General features: G+C 44.8%; 11 protein-coding genes and 1 tRNA gene. 4 read left to right on the forward strand and 8 right to left on the reverse strand.

All coding sequences use genetic code 11. The annotated features are described in order from the left end of the window. Positions 1 to 156 precede the first annotated feature (156 nt). The 7 genes from CVT49_04650 to CVT49_04680 all read right to left on the reverse strand — a co-directional run bounded on the left by CVT49_04650 (position 157) and on the right by CVT49_04680 (position 9,546). Entirely contained in the window at positions 157 to 1,215 is a 1,059-nt protein-coding gene (locus CVT49_04650; protein ID PKK84261.1) for a hypothetical protein, read from the reverse strand. A gap of 12 nt (positions 1,216 to 1,227) precedes the next feature. Then, positions 1,228 to 2,778, reverse strand: a complete 1,551-nt coding sequence (locus CVT49_04655) for a hypothetical protein (GenBank protein PKK84262.1) — start codon at positions 2,776 to 2,778, stop codon at positions 1,228 to 1,230. 11 nt (positions 2,779 to 2,789) lie between these two features. After that, complete coding sequence (locus CVT49_04660) at positions 2,790 to 3,737, reverse strand: hypothetical protein (GenBank protein PKK84263.1); 948 nt, start codon at positions 3,735 to 3,737, stop codon at positions 2,790 to 2,792. Positions 3,738 to 4,046: 309 nt separating this feature from the next. Continuing rightward, complete coding sequence (locus tag CVT49_04665; GenBank protein PKK84264.1) at positions 4,047 to 5,510, reverse strand: hypothetical protein; 1,464 nt, start codon at positions 5,508 to 5,510, stop codon at positions 4,047 to 4,049. A 123-nt stretch (positions 5,511 to 5,633) separates the two neighbouring features. Beyond that, on the reverse strand, positions 5,634 to 8,555 hold the full coding sequence (locus CVT49_04670; GenBank protein ID PKK84265.1) for a hypothetical protein: 2,922 nt from the start codon (positions 8,553 to 8,555) through the stop codon (positions 5,634 to 5,636). A gap of 645 nt (positions 8,556 to 9,200) precedes the next feature. After that, positions 9,201 to 9,274: transfer RNA gene (locus CVT49_04675), tRNA-Arg, on the reverse strand. A 92-nt stretch (positions 9,275 to 9,366) separates the two neighbouring features. Then, entirely contained in the window at positions 9,367 to 9,546 is a 180-nt protein-coding gene (locus CVT49_04680) for a hypothetical protein (protein PKK84266.1), read from the reverse strand. Between the two features lie 329 nt (positions 9,547 to 9,875). Between CVT49_04680 and CVT49_04685 the strand changes: the two genes are divergently transcribed. From CVT49_04685 to CVT49_04700, 4 genes are all read left to right on the forward strand, one after another. Then, positions 9,876 to 12,941, forward strand: a complete 3,066-nt coding sequence (locus tag CVT49_04685; GenBank protein PKK84267.1) for a DNA helicase — start codon at positions 9,876 to 9,878, stop codon at positions 12,939 to 12,941. Between the two features lie 635 nt (positions 12,942 to 13,576). Further along, entirely contained in the window at positions 13,577 to 14,722 is a 1,146-nt protein-coding gene (locus CVT49_04690; GenBank protein ID PKK84268.1) for a hypothetical protein, read from the forward strand. Between the two features lie 128 nt (positions 14,723 to 14,850). Next, a complete protein-coding gene (locus tag CVT49_04695; protein ID PKK84269.1) occupies positions 14,851 to 15,045 on the forward strand; it encodes a hypothetical protein in 195 nt (64 codons plus the stop codon). A gap of 118 nt (positions 15,046 to 15,163) precedes the next feature. Next, complete coding sequence (locus CVT49_04700; GenBank protein ID PKK84270.1) at positions 15,164 to 15,934, forward strand: hypothetical protein; 771 nt, start codon at positions 15,164 to 15,166, stop codon at positions 15,932 to 15,934. A 568-nt stretch (positions 15,935 to 16,502) separates the two neighbouring features. Here CVT49_04700 and CVT49_04705 read toward each other — a convergent pair. Beyond that, the gene (locus CVT49_04705) at positions 16,503 to 19,217 is read right to left on the reverse strand and encodes a hypothetical protein (protein ID PKK84271.1); all 2,715 of its coding nucleotides are present in this window, start codon (positions 19,215 to 19,217) and stop codon (positions 16,503 to 16,505) included. Between the last annotated feature and the right edge of the window lie 458 nt (positions 19,218 to 19,675).

Raw genomic sequence — 19,675 nt, forward strand, 5'->3', positions numbered from 1 at the left:
CTATTATACAAAATAATCAACCAATTGGGTATACTTTTATAAAAAAAACGGCAAAAATAAAACTTTACCATTTTGTACATGTATGAATTGGTTTTACAGACAAAATGGCATAAAAAAACCCTCCCATAAAAGGAGGGTTTTTTATTAATTCGCTAATTAATGGGCAGTTAGTGGCTTGAGATCACCGACGGCAACCTTGCCAGCCAAGCTTTCCATATAATTGATGGATGTTTCCAGCAGATCAACGATATAGGCTGGATTATGAACGCCTTCGGAGCGGTCTTCCTCGACCAGAACATAGTTGTAAAGCGCCCCGGCCAAATCCTTATCCGCAAGTATGGCATCGCCGATAATAGTGTCGGGCGGGGTTCCATCTTCAACAAGAATACCGGCATCGAATAAGAGCAGTTTTAGATCTTCAAGAAGCGTTAGCACATCGGTCTGAATGTCGTCATAATCATAATCCACGGCATCAGGATGACAACCCTGGCAGATACCCACCAGCGTGGCGCCGCTCTCTTCGTCAACCATATTGAAGCTGTGTCCGCCAATTCGGTACCCGACATGAGTTTCAGGATTTCCCATATGGCATCCGATACAGGCATTGTTGTCGTCGACATTATAGTGGCCGGTATTGCCGTAGGCGTTGCCGGCAAATTCATATCCGCCGGTACCCTGAAGAAGATCACCCTGCGGCCCATGGTGCGGCCCGAAGCGTTCCTCGACCTCGGTTGAATCAACAATGTCGTCGACATTATAGCGCGCATGATGGCAATTGACACAGAGGTTCCCCGCGCCATGGTCAAATGTAACGCCGTTGGCAAGAGCATAGGGATCATCGGTACGCAATGTCAGGTTGCCCCTGGTATGCGGCGCATGACAGGTGAAACAGTGAATGGCACTGACATTTTCATAAGGCGCCGAAACCGATCCCGTGGCAAGGAATTCCAGGAAGCCCTGATGGTCGTGACACTGCGCGCAATCCCTTCCCGCGCGGTTGGTGTAATCGACGTTATTGCCGGAGGCATGTATCGAATTGAGCCACTCCCCCTGCGCGGCCAGGATATAGCCGTCCTCACCATGACAGGTGAAGCAACTGCTATAGGAAACCTGATCGTCTTGCGGCTCGTTGATTACTTCGCGATCGCAGCCGATGCCGAATAACAGCATGGCCGACAGGGCCAGGATTCCCAATGTTAGACTGATTACTCGCATAGTAATTCTCCCCTAAAATGATAATATTTTTGTTAAACTTATTTCGACTATATTCGAAGTGTAGTAATTGTCCCGGACAAGGAAATCATCGAAATTATCAACATTATATTTGACTTCAAGGCGATGATCTTCCATAAAGTTATAACCCGCTTTGAAATGCAGCGAAAAACTCTCCACATCGAGATCACGAAGGCTGCGATAATAGACAACTCCGAAACCGGCATCGAAACCGCGATACTCCGCCGAAGTGATATCACCGTAAACGATATGATCCGCGAATTCGAAAGCTGTTTCGAGGTTGTCATAGTCGCCGATAGAATAGGCATAGCCGGCCGACAGATTGCCGTAATCCTTCCGGATCAGAGCGGCATCGATGGCCAGGCGCGTGAAATCTATTTCCGTTCCAAGCTGCTCATTTTCGCGATTGCGCCCTTCATATTTTATGGAAATGAAGCCATTCTCCGGCTTGCTGTATTTTGCCGAGAATTTGAAGCGTGAACGATCCTCATCCCCTATCAGCCGCGAGCCATCATCGACACTTTCGGAACGCATACCATGCTCGCCGCGTAATTCGAAATATCTGCCGGGCTTGAGCCAGCCATAGAAATAATAGGCATTGGATGTCACCTGGGCTTCATAATCATCATTGATGCCGTATTGGTAACCGGCCGTAAGACCGGCGACATTCATCCAATTATATGTGGCGTAAACGGCATGGGCAATATTGTCGGTGGCAATAATGTCGCTGTCAGAACTGGTGCGGTCGAATATAAAATAGTAATTCAGCAGCACTTTCTCTGACAATTTCGCCATCGCCCCGCCGCGCACCTGATTGGTACTGATTTTAAATTCGGTGTCATCGTACTTGGTTTCGAAATGAAAAAACCGACCGGATAACACCAGCCATTCATATCCCGGAACCGGTATCAGACCATACAAGTTGATGCGGGAACGGGTCTGATCTCGTTCGATTTTGAAATCATCATGATATTCGCCGGCCCGATACTCGGCCTGAAACATTCCACCGCGGTGATTGAGCCTGATTCCGGCATTATAGCAAAACTGTTTATAATCGACATCCTGCGGCGGTGTCGCGCCTCCCAGGTCAAAAAGCGGCAGCATTTTTCCGGAATTGCCGACATACTCCCCACCCCCGAACAGGCGAATATAACGGTGCGGATAAAACCAGACCGTCCCGCCCGTGTTGTGGCGGCGGGTAAAACTGTCGCCTTCAAAATTGTAAACCCGGCGGTATTGGTTATTATAGGCCCTGAACCCGAATAACCCCGATCTTTCCAGCCCGATAACCGCATTTCGATTATTCAGGGTCAGATTATTCAGATCGGCTTTGAGCCGCAGGCCGCTGTCGAAAAGATAGTTGAATTTTTCCAGCGACAGCCCGACGCCTTCATACTGATTGAAGGTGCCGTGGTTGACCGACTGGTTGCCTTCCTCATCGATATAAGTATACCCGACCGTGACCCGTCCGCCGCCATCGGCAAGAACGGATGTTCCGGCAGTCAGAAGGAAGGCGCATGATACGATTAATAAAATCTTTCTCATCGTCCACCTCCTCACCGGTTTGAATCATGGCAGCCGGATTGGTAGCAATCCGGGAATAATTTGACGCCAAGGTCGGGATCGAGAAATTTGCTGTTTTCGTCGGAGCCGTGGATCATGGCATGGCAATCGACACAAGCCATTTTAGATCCGAGCCCGCTGTGCTGGGTTAGATGCAACGGCGGAACACCGTGACACTGCATACAGACGCCGTTACCGGCCTGTTTCAAAAGCCGGTCATTGGCGGAACCGTGCGGCTCATGACATTCCGTGCACCCGCCGCCTTCGACCAGATGATCGTAAATAACCGGATGTTCATGGATGTATGGCCCGGCCAGGTCGGAATGGCACTTCTGGCAGGTCCAATCGACACCGGCGGCCAAAAGCTTGTCCTGATTATCTCCCGGGAAATGGCAATCGGTGCAGCGAATATTGCCCGATTCCAACGGATGGGCCGAGCGCCGCTTGAACTCGGATAAAACCGCCGTATGGCAGGAGGCGCAGTAATTGGCATCATCATCCTTTACCAGGGACCGATTATGATTATCATGTATTTTATGACATGATAAACAGCCGACGCCGGATCGGTTGTGCGGATCACCTGAGTACATAGCACTCTGGTGCGGATTAAGGTGACATCTTCCGCAGACTTCGGCCTGATCGAACGAAGTTAATGAACCGGGATTGGTGATGTTTTCGCGGGCTGGATCCTCGACATGGTTCTTCCAGCCGTCATGACAGCCGATACATCCGACCGCTATCGGTGTGGGATTCCCGGGATCGGTCAGGCGATGCGTCGACATTGACAGAGAAGCCGCCTTGTCATCGTGGCAGTCGAGACAGCTTTCCGATTCTTTGATCAGAATATCCCGGTCAATATACTCCTTTGCCGAAACCGCCGGCATTATGATCAGAAGCAGCAAAAGTCCCATGAATGCTGACAATCGCAAGTTCATAGACATTCTATCCTCATAAATGACAGTTTATTTCTTGACGATAAATGGGTGAGCCGTAAAAATATTGAGGTGGCCGTCCGGCGCAATTTTATAAAATAAGATTTATGCATTCCCTGCAGGTTCCTTTGCCCAAAAAAAGAATATCCATATTGTATTAATTCGGACGCCTTTATGAAAAGTTAACCGCCTGATTCGGCGCCGTCCATTAAAAACACAAAAATAATACGGACGGAAATATCCCGATGATAAGACGACCGATTACTTTACTTTCAAGTATAGATGAAATTGACCTGATTTGCAATGATTTTCTGGTCTTTACGCCGTCTTTTCCCGAATTACGCGAAAAATCTCGACCATCGCCAGAGTGTCGCGCTCACAGTATTTCAGGAGTGATTCCCGAATATCCGCTTTCATCTCCGGTTCGGTTTCCGGATTGAGAAGATGAATGTATCCCAATGCTGCCATCCCCCCTTCTTGAATCTTCAAATCATCATAGGATAATTCCGGAACCAGAATCGGAAGAACTTTCTTAATCGAATATGAGCCTTTCATCTTATAATGATAATAATTCCTATAAAGGAATTGTAGAAGATCCCAAAGGCGTTCAATTATTTGCGACAACGGGTCGCGGTATTGCGGGAAAAAATCCGCCAGTTCGCCAAGCCGCGTTTTCTCGAAGGGGGCGTAATGGATTATGGTGCCTTTATCGCCAATCATTTCGATCAATGATTTTATGAAAGCCTCACGCGGATCATTATCGTCATTATTCAGAAATTCAAAATGCTCCAGCGCACCGTCCTGATGCTGTTTATGGCACGACCATTGAAAGACAATCTGGTCATAGGGCCGGGTGCCGGGGAAATGCGGCAACGCGGTGGAGAAAGATTCGAAATCGAGAAAATACAACGGATATTCCAATTTGCTTAATTCCTCTCTCAATTCGGGGGCAATATATTCGGACTCACCCGTAACGCAATCTTTTACCATTTTCTGCTTATCCGACAGTTTGAAATCACCCGGAATATCCCTGATATCTTCAATGCCCATCTGCCGTAGCGATTCATATTTATCTTTGCCAATTCTGGGCAGCAAAAGAGTCGGATATTCGGCATGGTGGTAAGGGCAATGCTCGAAGAAAATACATGCGCGGCAATGAGTCGAGATATTCGGTTCCGGCGGCTGTTCGGCCGCGATGACTTCAATAAACAGGCGGACATTTTGGGCCAGAACAGCTTCGCGTTCCAGTACTTCTGATGTCAAATCTTCCAGAGAAAACAGTTCATCTAATTTATAATTTTGGCTATCGTATTTATATTCGCGGTTGAGATGCATCAATCCGGCTTTGCCGAGCTTGATCCCGAGTGATTTGAGCACCATATACTGGAAACCGACATCATAATAATATTCTTCCTTGACGCCGGTAGATGATTTAACCTCAACAATATCCCATTGATTATTTTCTGCTCTGACAAGAATATCAACTCTTATTCTAACATTGTCGAACTGAAAACTGGCTTCGAATATAGCCGGGATACTCTCGTCCTCCATCAAGTCGGCGGTCTGAGCGATCGCTTCGTCAAAACTGACATTTTCCGTCTCAATTCGCTGTCCGCCCGGATATAGACCGCAGGCCAGTTTCCCGATTTCAATGCCCTCCTCCATCCGGTGCCGCTCGTCCGATGTTGTTTCCGGTATCAGATCCGGTCTTTTAATTTGAAACCACATTCGAAGCGGGCATTCCAGTCCCACCAGAAATAATGATTTAATTAGATGAACCATGAGTATAACTCCGACATTCGGCTATTAGCAATTTTAGTCAAAATAATAGCAGTCTGCTATTCCGCCAATAAAAAATATCTGAAAGTGAAAATATTTGATCGTTAATTATGGTAGTTTGTCGAATTATGGGCAGGCCGGCGCCGGGCCGCCTTTATAAAGATAATTGATCAAATAGGTGGCATCGAGAATATTCATGGCGCCATTGCCGTTGATATCGGCTTGATTCATACAGGGCGGCTCCGGTCCGCCTTTATAAAGATAGCCGATCAGGAATGTTATATCCAAAAGATTAATGGCCCCGTTATCATTCGCGTCTCCGGCCCCGCCGTTTATATCACAGCATATGGGATCACAGACATCGCCCGATCCGTCGTAATCAAGATCGGACTGATTATCATTAGCTACGTTCGGGCAATTATCACACGCATCGCCCCAGATATCATTATCCGAATTGACCTGCTCCGGATTTTGGATATTCGGGCAGTTGTCGCATGGATCGCCGACTCCGTCGCTGTCCGAATCCAGCGTCTGGTCCGGATTGAAATTCATCGGGCAATTATCACATCCGTCGGGATGGTCGTCTTCATCGGTGTCAATGCGGTCATCAAATCCGGGGCAGTTATCGCAGGCATTACCGGCGCCATCGTTATCGTCATCGGCCTGGTCTGCATTGGTGCTGTCGGGGCAATTGTCGCATGGATCACCCACACCGTCTCCGTCCGCATCGAGCGACTGGTCAGGATTATATAACATCGGGCAATTATCGCATCCGTCGGGATGCCCGTCCTCGTCGGTGTCAACAGCGTCATCGAAACCGGGGCAGATATCACAGGCATTACCCACGCCGTCACTGTCATCATCAGCCTGATCCTCATTATCAATAAAACGGCAGTTGTCGCAAACATCACCATGACTGTCATTGTCGGAATTCAATTGATCTTCGTTGCCGACAGCGGGACAGTTGTCGCAATTATCACCATAGCTATCGGAGTCCGAATTTTCCTGATTCGTATTGGGAACATCGGGGCAATTATCACAGAGATTGCCGACATTATCCGTATCCGCATCGGCCTGATCGGGATTGTCGATGGTCGGACAGTTATCGCAGGCATCACCGACGGAATCGGCATCGGAATTTGCCTGGTTCGTATTGGAAGCCGCCGGGCAGTTATCGCAGACATCGCCGACTCCGTCCTGATCCGTGTCCGCCTGATCGTTATTTGCATTGACCGGGCAGTTGTCAACATCTCCGCAGATACCGTCATCATCAATATCATTATCCTGATCGTTAGGACATTCATCGCAGACATTTCCGATACGATCTTTATCAGTATCGGCCTGGTTCTGATTGGTGCTGTCGGGGCAATTGTCGCAGACATCACCAATACTATCCCCATCGGAATTCAGCTGATTCTCATTGGCGATCAGCGGACAGTTGTCGCAGATATCGCCAAAACTGTCCGAATCCGAATTATTCTGATTGGAATTGCCGACAGAAGGACAATTATCGCATACATCACCGACTCCATCACCATCGGAATCTTCCTGACCCGGATTATAGGCATTCCTGCAATTATCGACAAGGCCGCAGATACCGTCACCGTCAGTATCATTATACGGGTCCTCGGGGCACATATCGACATCGCCGCAGATGCCGTCACCATCGATATCATTGTCAGGATCGAAAGGACAGAGATCGCAGACATCCCCGACTCCGTCACCGTCGGAATCCAACTGATCATTATTGTCCGCAAGTGGACAATTATCGCAGATATTTCCGAGACTGTCGGAATCGAAATTTTGCTGCAGCGGATTGGGAACGTCAGGACAATTATCGCAGGCGTCGCCGGCATTATCATTGTCACGATCGGCCTGATCCTGGTTATCGGCCGTCGGGCAATTATCGCAGGCATCACCCAGACTGTCGGCATCGGAATTGACCTGGGTTGTATTGGGGATGTTCAGGCAGTTGTCGCAAACATCACCGACATAATCGGTATCGCTGTCGGTCTGATCGATATTGTATTCACCGGGGCAATTATCACAGGCATCGCCCAAGGTATCGCCGTCCGTGTCAACCTGATCGGTATTTGTCGAATCGGGGCAATTGTCGCAAATGTCGCCTGCATTATCATTGTCGCTATCGGCCTGATCGGGATTAAAGTCATCGCCACAATTATCGCAGGCATTGCCGATGCCGTCAGTATCATCGTCCGTCTGATCGGGATTAAATATATCCGGACAATTATCGATATCGGCGCAGAAACCATCCCCGTCGGCATCATTGGCGGCATCATTGGGACAACTATCGCAGACATCGCCAAGATTATCCCCATCGCCATCCTCCTGCCCGGGATTGGCAAGGTTCGGGCAGTTATCCTCGGTATTGGTAATGCCGTCACAGTCAAGATCATTGACGCATCCCACTACCCAGCAGTAGGGGCCGTTAAAAGGATAATTAGATCCCGGCGGATCGAACAGCCAGTCATACAGATTATTGGGATGGTCGAGTGAATCGATGCAGAATATGCCCGGTTCATCGATCTGGAAGGCAAATTGTACGAAAAGCTGCTCGCCCAGTCCGGACGGCCAGCCGGTTGTCGAAAGCACGGTGTGATTAATCGAATCCGGCAGGACACCATCCCAACTGAAACCAAACCACTCATTCAGGATATTCCAGTAAGTATCGAAGCCGTTCGACATAATGATGGAACTGTCGTTGTAGGAGGCCTGATAGGGAATGCTGTCCGCACTGTAGCCCTGGACATTCCGATGAATGACATTGGCAATGCTCAGATCCGGACTGAAGAAATAGAGCGGCCAGCTATAAGCGACATGGTCAAAGCCGTCATTATTATTCAGATAGAGATCGACCGTAAAGGGAGTATTTATTTGAATGACGCCGGGCTCAAGCTCCGGAGAGATTTCGGCACGAAAAGTTACGGCCCAAGCCTGTCCGGCCATAAGCAAAAGACTTACAAGAATCGCAAACAAAGATCTAAATTTCATAGCCTCTCTTAAGCCTGTCGAAAAGCCCTCGTCCATAGGCAATGTGGTTGTGCATCAACAGCTTACAAAAGCCCTTAAGGCGGGACCGGCAATAATGTCAGTAGTCCGCTCGATTCAATCCAAAACCTGGCGCCGGCTTGACGCCGGGATTTCAATGAATCGTCCTTGCATATTAATAGTATCGGAAAAATCGCGATTTTGTCAAGGGAAAAGGCCGAACCGGCGGGCTAAAACAGGCTGTGGCCTGATAGTTAGCCATTTTTGGAAAGATTTGCAGATTTGCAATTATTCAGGAGTTTCCCCCCAATAAAAAATGCCGAAGGTGGGATTCTCCGACTGCTGTTTTCATAATTCGTTGAAATACAAGCTATTACACTGGCAATCAAAGATTTAGATGGAAATTATTCTTTTATATTCTTTTGTCTGTTTGTGTCTGATTTTGGATTTTTTTCCCACCGATGGACACAGATTGGTCACAAAAGGGAAATCTCTCTCACTGAGGCTTATGGACTCTGACTTGCATTGCCACTCATCGAACACTCGTTTCGTTAAGACTAAATTACCAAAACTACGTCTTAACTAAAAGCCCTTCCGTGTCCGATTTCGGCTGAACCGCCACACTCTGAGTCTGTTTTTTTGTTTGAGTAATCGCTGGAAGTTGTTGTGGGGCTTTAAGTAAAATACCCCCGGTAGGATTCGAACCTGCTACCCTCTGCTTAGAAGGCAGATGCTCTATCCTAATGAGCTACGGGCAGGTATTTCAACGACTTACGAAGGATAATCACGTTGACTTTCTTGTGAATCAGATGCCCTTTTGAGCTTGTTGCACTATGGACACCCGATATAATCAACTATCCTCCTTTCTTTTCTTATCAGCTTCTATCGCCTCAATCGCCCTGTCAACAACAGCAAGCCTGATGAAGTCAGACGTAGACCGTCTGTCGATCCTGGCAGCCTTCTCAATGAGCTTACGCTCTCCAGGGGCCAGCCTGAAATAGAACTGGGTTGTTTTCTTATCTCGCTTCATATCGTTTCTATCAGCAATTTAAGCCATTGTATATACAAAGTCAAGGATTATCTTCAAAAATACCCCTGAAACGTCCATAGCTCGATGCTGAGCGAGGTATGAGGGGTGGGGGTAGTAAGAGACTGCCCAGGGGGGATTATGCAACAATTCCGCCCCATTTGACACCAAGAATCCCGCTTTCCCAATCCCGACAAATATTATAAAGATTCCAAGCGAACATTATCCCTGCGGAAAAAATGGAGCAATGTATAATTGACAATTGTTTCTTTTATTTCTTATTTTAATTTTATATAATACTTGAAGATTATCAATTATGGTGGGAGCGTCATATGCCGCGGACGGTTACTAATACAAAGCCGAGTTCCAAAGCCATCAAATCCTATTACTCGGCCCTGCAGGAACTTCACCAACAGGAAATATTCCATGAAGGCGCCGTTCGCTCCGCATTTCAAAATCTGCTAAGCGATGTTGCAAGAAAAAATAAGTGGATTTTAATTCCGGAATTATCGGAAACGGCGACCAGTCGGCGGGTTGTCCCCGACGGCACCATCCGCGATCAGTTCCACATGCCCAGAGGATACTGGGAAGCCAAAGACAGCGCCGATGATCTCGATATCGAAATTCAAAAGAAGCTCAACAAAGGTTATCCTACCACCAATATTATTTTCGAAGATACCAACACCGGCGTTCTGTATCAGAGCGGTCGTGAAATTCTGCGCGCCGATTTAACTAACAGCGGCCAGTTGACGGAGCTTCTGAACAAATTTTTCGCGTATGAGCAGCCGGATATTAAGGAATTCGAAAAGGCGGTTGTGGAATTCTCCGGCCATGTCAAAGACCTGGCCACCGGATTGAAGGAAAAAATAGAGCTTGCACATAAAAATAATGACAAATTCAAAACAGTATACAAAGGATTTTTCGAGCTTTGCCGAAAATCACTGAATCCGAATATAAGAAAAGAGGCTGTCGATGAAATGCTCATCCAGCATTTATTGACTGAGCGGCTATTCCGGACGATCTTCGATAACCCTGAATTCACCAGTAGAAATGTAATTGCCGTGGAAGTCGAAAAAGTAATCGGCGCTCTGGTAAGCAAAGATTTCAGCCGGAAGGGGTTTTTGACTTCTTTGGATCGCTTTTATGTGGCAATAGAGAAAGCCGCCCGAAATCTGACCGATTTTTCCGAAAAACAGCATTTCCTGAACAGCATCTATGAGCAATTTTTCCGCGGTTATTCGGTCAAAGTGGCCGATACGCACGGCATTGTTTATACGCCGCAGCCGGTGGTCGAATTTATGTGCAACAGTGTGGCCGAAGTTCTTAAGAGCGAATTCGGGAAGAGCCTGAGCGATCCCGATGTTTATATTCTCGATCCCTGCACCGGCACCGGCAATTTTATCGTCAACCTTATGAAAATGATTCCCAAACGGGATTTACCGCGCATGTACCGGGATCAGTTATTTGCCAATGAAGTGATGCTGATGCCGTATTACATCGCCGCCATGAATATCGAGCATGCTTATTATGAGAAGACCGGGGAATATGAGTCGTTCGACGGCATCTGCTTTGTCGATACGCTTGATTTGGCAGAAACACAAACGGAAATATTTTATATATCCGCGGAAAATGCAGAAAGAGTACACCGCCAAAAAAACGCGCCTATCACGGTAATTATCGGTAATCCGCCTTACAATGTCGGACAGCTTAATGAAAATGATAATAATAAAAACCGTGTTTATCCGACCATTGATGGTATGATAAAGGAAACCTATGCCAAGTCATCAAAAGCGACCAATAAAAATGCCCTATATGATGCGTACGTCAAATTTATTTGTTGGGCAACTGATCGTATCGGTTCGCGCGACGGAATTATTTGTTTTGTAACAAACAATAGTTTTGTCGATAATATCGCATTTGACGGCATGAGATATCACTTGTCGGATAAATTTTATCGCATTTACCATGTAGACTTGCATGGAAATGTCCGAAAAAATCCTAAATTAAGTGGAACAACTCATAATATTTTTGGAATCCAGGTTGGAGTTGGCATAACAATCTTGATTCGGAAATCAGAATCGGATGAAAAGGAAATATATTATAATCGTGTTCCTGAGGAAATAAGGAAGGAAGAAAAAAATAAGATATTAAGAGATGCAGGGGATTTTAGAAAAATCAAGTGGCAGAAATTAACTCCGGATGAGAAAAATGTATGGTTGAAATCCATGGGTGCAGACTCATTTGGATTATTATTGCCAATAGCCTATAAGAGTAATAAGGAAACGAAACCGAATAATACGAAGGCAATATTCCAACTTTCTTCCAGTGGTATTAAAACAAATAGGGATACTATAGTATATGATTATCATCAGCGAGCACTATCACTAAGAATTAAGAATTTTATTGAAAATTACAATTCTGAAGTTGATCGTTATCTCAGATCGAAAAAAACAAAAGTCGATACTTTTGTTAGTTATGATAAAGTTAAATGGAGTGAATCGCTTAAGAACAGTCTTGCTCGCGGTGTTCATGGCGCTTATGATGAAACTAAAATACGCCATTCAATTTATAGACCCTTTACAAAAAAATATCTATTCTTCGATTCGTTATTAAATGAGCGACATTATCAATTTCATCATATTTTCCCAACCTCTAATACTGAAAAAGAAAATTTTGTTATTTGCATGTCTGGGATTGGTAGTTCCAAGCCTTTTCATGAAATTATTACCAATATTATTCCATGTCTTGATCTAATTGAAAAAACGCAGTGTTTCCCTTTATATATCTATAACGAAGACGGCTCGAATAGAAAAGATAATATTACCGATTGGGCGCTTAAGGAATTCAAGGCGCATTATAATGACAAGAAAATAAGCAAGAAAGATATATTCTATCATATCTATGGCTTCTTGCACCATCCCGAGTATCGCAGGAAATATGCCGACTGTCTCCGGCGCGAATTGCCGCGGATTCCATACGCCCCCGATTTCTGGGCCTTTTCGAAAGCCGGGAAAAAACTGGCCGAGATTCATCTCAATTATGAAAAGGCCGAACCGTATAAGCTTGAATTTATAGAAACCGCCGATATCCCGCTATCTTACATGGTCAAAGATAAAATGCGACTGAGTAAAGACAAGGCATCATTAATAATTAACCCCTCGTTGACATTAACCGGAATCCCAATCAAGGCATTTGAATATAGGCTCGGCAACCGCAGCGCATTAGATTGGGTAATCGATCAGTACAGAATTAAAGAAGATAAAAGAAGCGGTATAATATCCGATCCCAATAATCCCGATGATCCGGAATATATTGTTCGTTTAGTAAGCCAGGTAATAAGTGTAAGCCTCGAAACGGTCGATATCGTCAATTCCTTGCCAAAAGATTTCGGCGATTGATTGCATTGTACTGTCTTTTGATAGGATACGGCCAAAGTCCGAGACCGGAAATAGCCGAAAATACGGTCATTGAAAGACAACGATTTACAAACCCCCAATTATTCTACGGGCTTGCTGACGGGCCTTAAATCGACCGGGGGTATCAAAGTATGGGTCGGTCGCAATCCCTCATATTTGGCAGTTCTGGGAGCGTTTTGGCTGTCTGGATTGAAAGGTGGGGGAGCTGCAGGATACCCTTAGAGGATGTGACTCTCAGAGGCAACGAGGCCCTTTAATGACTCACATACCCTGCTGACAAATGAGCTTTTGTGGACAATACTGGTAATCTGCTAGGATATTAACTTACTGATGTAAAATAAAGAAGCCGTCAAAGAAGTGCCAAAATTCAAAATCTTAAGTGCTCTCAGCCAGGTCAAAGAAGCCCAAGCCTTAGGGCGCGTGAGAAAAAACGCTGGGGCGATGTTTACAAATTTAATATACTCAAAATAATATTTTCGCAAGCTATTGTACCATCGTCACAAAGTTAAATACAAGGCTTTGGGAAAACATATCTTTGAAATTTAAAAGATTGAATATACTATAAAAATACTAAGGCTAGTGCTTTCTAAGTTTCGTTTCACCGAGATTTTTGATATTTGTGGCACTTGTTTATTTTCGAATTTCATTATAGATTTAACAGGATAGAAGGAGGTGATAGCTTGAACAATCAAGTATTTCTTAGTTATGCGAGAGATGATGAGGAAGTCGCAAATCGATTGTATTCAGACCTTACAAGGCGAGGAATAAAAATATGGTTTGACAAGTATTCGCTAAAACCTGGTCAGAATTGGAAACTGGAAATCAAGAAAATAATAACTGAATGTAAATACTTTCTTGCAATATTATCTACAAGTTCTGTAAATCGAAAAGGATATGTGCAAAAAGAACTGAAAATCGCATTGGATGTTCTTGATCTTTTTCCTGACAACGAAATATTTATTCTGCCGATTCGGGTGGATAATTGCAAACCATCTTACGATAAACTTCATGATTTGCAATGGGTTGATCTATTCCCAGATTCAAAATATGGCGAAGGTCTTCGAAAAATATTAGGTGTTATAAATCCTAAGTTGTCTTGCTTTCGATCCCATTCAAGAGAGCTCGACTTTGAAGAAGTAGCGAGAATAATATTAGAAAATGATTACTACGAAAGCATAATTAACTCCGGTGGCAAAGGAATACCCCATGACTATATACTAAAATCGATTGATGGAGATGAAGTAGTATATGATAAAATGACTGGATTAATGTGGATTCGTACGGGAACAGACTTTGGGCGGCGGGGTTTATATTTTTCACATGAAGATGGAGAAATATGGATTCAGAGATTTAACCAGGTTCCCTATGCTCAGAGGAAAGACTGGAGACTGCCCACTCTGGAAGAAGCGATGTCATTGCTTGAACCAAAAAGCATTCCACATACTGAAACTCGCGGCATAAATTATGATACATGGTTTCAGAGAGCGATTGGACAAGATCATTTGAAAAGAGATCAAATTCCCGTTTTTGGTAGCGTTGAATTATATATTGATGAGATTTTTGGGAATCAAAGAAGCATAATAACTTGTGATAAGCTAAAAGACAATGCAGTCTTTTGGGGAGTAGATTATGAATATGGCAGATGCTGTTATAATTTACCCAACGAAAAATGGAACTATAAGGGCAATTTTAAGCAAGGTGGAGACGTAAGACCTGTCCGTATCCCCGAACCGCAGTTTCTGGAATCACATGGAATTATATAGGGGTTGTAAGAATATAGTAGTCAATAGCCCTGTATTTTGGAAACTTCTATCACGAATCATGCACGACTGGCAAAAGCAGTGACCTAAAATAGCCCAAAATACAGGCATTGAAAGACAGCAACTTACGATTGCCCAAATCAGTTATAAAGGCCATGACGGGCTTTAAATCGACCCGGGGTATCAAAGTATGGGTCGGTCGCAATCCCTCATATTTGGCAGTTCTGGAAGCATTTTGGCTGTCAGGATTGAAAGCAGGGGTATTGCCGAATAGCCTTGATATTCCCCATGATTGGCTTCAGCATCGGCGCAACCAGAAAATCTGACAAAATTTATCCTCATCATGGAATGCCTTGACTTATTTAGTATATTCATTATAATTTATTGAATAATCTTGATGTTGACTAATTTATCTCTAACCAGAACCAATCAGGAGGCAGAATCATGAAACGAGCATTAACGGCAATTTTAGGCATTGTCATTTTAATCATTCCTGTAATATCATTTGCAGGCGACTGCGGGGATGTCAACAATTCCGGCTCCATCAACATTCTCGATGTAACTTATCTAATCAATTACATCTATAAGGGTGGCCCGGCGCCGGGTTGCGAATGTGATAGTGTTATGGATATAGACGGCAATATGTACAGTACGATTCAAATCGGGAGTCAGTGCTGGATGGCAGAGAATCTAAAAGTCACTCATTATCGCAACGGTGACCCTATTCCGAACGTTACCGATGATGGCGTATGGGCAGAACTTGCCACCGGAGCTTATTGCAATTATAATAATGATGAAGGCAATGTGGCCACCTATGGGCGTTTATATAACTGGTATGCCGTGGATGACAGCCGCAATATTGCCCCTGAAGGCTGGCATGTGCCGACTGACGCAGAGTGGCAGACGTTAGTTGATTATCTTGGCGGCGAAACTGTTGCAGGTGGGAAAATGAAAGAGGCGGGAACGTCGCATTGGCTGAGTCCCAACACCGACGCGACCAACGAGAGTGGTTTTTCCGCGTTGCCGGGTGGCAACCGTTACTATTATGGAGGTTACGGCGGTGTGACTGGGAGCGGCATCTTTTGGTCTTCTACGGAGAGGGAAATCGCTGATATTGCTGCATGGTACCGACTCTTGAATTTCGCGAGTTCAGCAGTCTTCCGCAACGCTGAGTATAAGAAAGGCGGTCTTTCAGTTCGCTGTGTCCGGGATTAGCTGACTATAAAAAACTGCTTTTACTTTTCTTTGCTTATTTGGCTTTGTAAGACAGGACAAATTGACCATATGGGGAGGGATGGGGGTAACGACCGACGGCCCTGGCCAGTCCGGGTATCATAAGTCCCCTGTCAATTTTTATAAATTTTTCATAAAAAAGGCAAGCCCGGAAGACATCAGGAAATCACCGTATTTTGGGCTTTTATTCCGGTTATTTTAGAGGTGCAAAATCTCTATAAGTCGTTACTATTGATAAGAATATGGCGAGACAGGTCATTCCGATGAGTATCTTGAGGCTGATATTGACTAAAAATGGTCGTAACTGTAAAATATTTCTCTATGTCAAACGGGATTTAGGTTCTGTAACAATTGAAAGATAATAACCGACACCTGTTGATGACATCACCGCGCACTGGGCCTTAAGTCTTTTAAGTATAATTATTTATAAAGATTAACCTTTGGGATTTAATCGTGGCCTCATTCCCCAAATTCCCCATATGGGATGGGCCGAAAGTTACCAAAAGGTTACACATATAAAAAAAGAGATTCCACCCCAATTCGGACAACATCACTCACACCCCACCACTGGCCCTGGGCCGGATTTGTAGAGATAGTTTATCAAGTAAGTCACATCAAGGATATTAGTCGAGCAGGAGCCATTGATGTCGCCCATAACTGTCGGATAAGGCGCAATGCCGCCTTTGTAAAGATAGCTGATCAGGAACGTGACATCAAGAATATTTACACTGTTGTCGCCGTTGGCATCACCCAGCATCCAGGTGCGGAAATCGGGTCGGTTGGTGCTATATGTAAACAGTCCGGTGTTGTCGGTCGCCTTGACTTTCCACCAGTAACGGGTGCCGAATGAAAGGCTGTCATCAGCGGTCAGAGTGTATTCGGTGGCCCAGATACTGTCGATGGTATTGACAAAGTTGAAATTGCTGTCGAGCGCGATAAATAGAGTGTAATAGACTGAATCAAGCGGGTCATATTCCAGTGATGGCGCCCACCAGAAATTGGTTAGCATATCAACTATATGAGTGTATCCGGTATCCGGGGGATAATTGGCCTGGAATGCGGACGGCGCCTCCTCGACGGCGTTGACCCAGAAAGTCTGAGATTCACTCCATTCGGAATATTCATATTGGTCAAAAGCGCGGGCGCTCCAGAAATAGTGCCAGTTTTCATTAAGCGGCTCGGTCACTTGCCAGCCGGTTGAATCAATGCCCTCGGCAATACTGTCTTCGTATATCGGATCCGGCTCGCCAAAGGTTGTATCATTGGCAACCACAAATTCATAAGTCAGGGTGTCATCGGTTTCAGCATCGGTGGAGTTTTGAAGATAAAGGAAAGGTTGGAGATCGGCCACAATCATATTAGCAGCCGGGCTTGAAAGAATCGGAATTGACGGGATGCTGTTCATGTGGAAAGAGGTGTAATACCAGCTGGACCAAACTTCGCCATTATGAACACGTAGCCTCAAATAATATGTTACCCCGTCAATTAATGGGGAGCCGTTATAGACAACAAATGTGTCGGAAGATTGAACCGGAGCCGGGTTCCACATCTCGGCATAGGTCCAGTCATTGTCATCTCCGACGGCTATTTCATATTTGGTTTGAGCCTTTGACCCCAGCGGATCGGTATAGACCCATTGAATTAATGGGGCATTATTGATGACATGAGTCGGATCGGTCTGCCCATCAATTATAACTTGCTGAATAACAGGATCAGAATCATAGACTGTTATCTCGACCGTTTCACTATCGGCCAACTCGCCGTCATTTACTATAAATAGAATATTATAAATACCAGCCTGATCTATATCGGGATCAAAAGTAAACAACCCATTACCATTGCCGCTGTCGATAAAATCAGAATTTTCCGGTGGATTGTCCACAGATAGATAAAGAGTCAAATTATCAACATCCGAAGAATAAACAACAAACTCAAGATGGCCGCCTTCATAGACAACCTGCGGGCCAAGTGGTATTATTACAGGTGGATCATTAACTGGTATTACATCGATTAGGACTTCCAGAGTATCAGAATTGTAACCATCTGATACTGTGACCATAAAACTTGTATCATCAATTCCCTCAATTGGTGTTCCATATATAGAATCTGCATCCGGTATTAACCATGATGGATGATCATAAAATGTAATTATCGTATCGGGCCCGTCCGGATCGAAATATTCTACTCTATAAACAAGCAAAGAATCTTCGAAGACTTGGACTTCGGGACTTGAGACTATCTCAGGAATAAAGTTAATACAGCCTATATCCAACGCCCCGATTAGCGTCCCGCAATTATTATTATCCGGGGCGCAAGGAGAAGAAGAGTATATATTATAATTACCGGTATCAGGATAGCAGAATAATGGATTGAGGAAAAAGTCATTCAACCCCGGAACAGTGGTAGATTCAATCAGATCGACATCGATTAAATTATAGTCATTATTCCCCTTGTTGCCATAAAGATCATTACAATCAACATTCAGCGAGCACAGACTGGCCCAGACAGCATGACTGCCGTCATATAAGGCGGAATCATATGGGAAATTAAAGGCGACAATGTTGTTATGAAGATACCCATTGACCTTTCTGACCTGAATCCCGGCCCCCTGGCTTCCATTGACATTATTTACAATAGTATTGTTTGTTACATAGATCCACCTGTACCAATACTCGAAGGCATCGATATATAAACCGCCGCAGTTGTTATTACTTTGGTTATTCTCAATAATATTACCCATTACGACCCCGCCTGCCGGATCGCTTATCATAATCCCGCCGCCGTCGGTATTCGATGAATTATCATGAATGTGACAGTTTATTATCTTGAAGTACGACCAATCTCTATATGAAAGACCACCGCCGTTGCCCGTATCGGGGGCATTATTGCCATATATTTCGCAGTTTTCAATAATTGATAGTGAGTAAACAGACAAAAGACCACCGCCATATTTTCCGTAGACCGCATCATCGGTTGGACTACCTCCGGTTATACTGAAACCATTAATTCTGACCGTGTCCCTGGCATAATCAAGTGTTATTACCCGGTGACCGGGCGTTCCGGACAAAATGGTCGCGTCGCTGCCATCCGAGGATGATAGAGTAATTCCCTTATTTATGACTATATGCTCAGAATAGGTCCCGGCCATGACCATGACAGTATCACCTGCAACGGCCTCGTCAACAGCCTTTTGGACCGTCGCAAACGGGCTTTCATAGCTTCCCACACCAATTGAATCACTTCCGGAAACCGATACATAATACATCCTGTTAATCTCATCACAACCAACTGGAAACGCTCCAATTAAGGTGCTGCAACTGTTATTTTCAGGCGCACAAGGCGAATTAGAAGCTATGTATAATGAGTCCGAAGTAATATCGCAAAACCGGGGATCGCTGGAGGTATTGCCATTCATATTATATTGATTAGCAATACTGCCCGTCCAATCACCATCGTCATTGCCATAAATATTAGTACAGGATATTTGTTCTGCACTATCGCCCGTATTAAGTAAACCACTACTATAATTGTTGAAGGCAATAATGGTATTAGATAATTCAAGTGGGCAATTGTAGCTGATGCAACCACCATTTGTCATATCGAAACCATTACCGACAAATGTACAATTGGTCTTCCCCTAAAAAAATGGACACATAGTTAAGATAGGGTAGCCGCCCGTTCGAAGTCAACTGGATTTTTAAAACCCAGGCTCGAATGACGGCG

The organism is candidate division Zixibacteria bacterium HGW-Zixibacteria-1, from assembly GCA_002838945.1.
Classification (GTDB): domain Bacteria; phylum Zixibacteria; class MSB-5A5; order GN15; family PGXB01; genus PGXB01.

Excerpts from the sequence above, each read along its gene's own strand:
- CVT49_04650 (PKK84261.1), bottom strand. The coding sequence starts at position 1,215 with ATGCGAGTAATCAGTCTAACATTGGGAATCCTGGCCCTGTCGGCCATG.
- CVT49_04655 (PKK84262.1), bottom strand. The coding sequence starts at position 2,778 with ATGAGAAAGATTTTATTAATCGTATCATGCGCCTTCCTTCTGACTGCC.
- CVT49_04660 (PKK84263.1), bottom strand. The coding sequence starts at position 3,737 with ATGTCTATGAACTTGCGATTGTCAGCATTCATGGGACTTTTGCTGCTT.
- CVT49_04665 (PKK84264.1), bottom strand. The coding sequence starts at position 5,510 with ATGGTTCATCTAATTAAATCATTATTTCTGGTGGGACTGGAATGCCCG.
- CVT49_04670 (PKK84265.1), bottom strand. The coding sequence starts at position 8,555 with ATGGACGAGGGCTTTTCGACAGGCTTAAGAGAGGCTATGAAATTTAGA.
- CVT49_04680 (PKK84266.1), bottom strand. The coding sequence starts at position 9,546 with ATGAAGCGAGATAAGAAAACAACCCAGTTCTATTTCAGGCTGGCCCCT.
- CVT49_04685 (PKK84267.1), top strand. The coding sequence starts at position 9,876 with ATGCCGCGGACGGTTACTAATACAAAGCCGAGTTCCAAAGCCATCAAA.
- CVT49_04700 (PKK84270.1), top strand. The coding sequence starts at position 15,164 with ATGAAACGAGCATTAACGGCAATTTTAGGCATTGTCATTTTAATCATT.
- CVT49_04705 (PKK84271.1), bottom strand. The coding sequence starts at position 19,217 with ATGTATTATGTATCGGTTTCCGGAAGTGATTCAATTGGTGTGGGAAGC.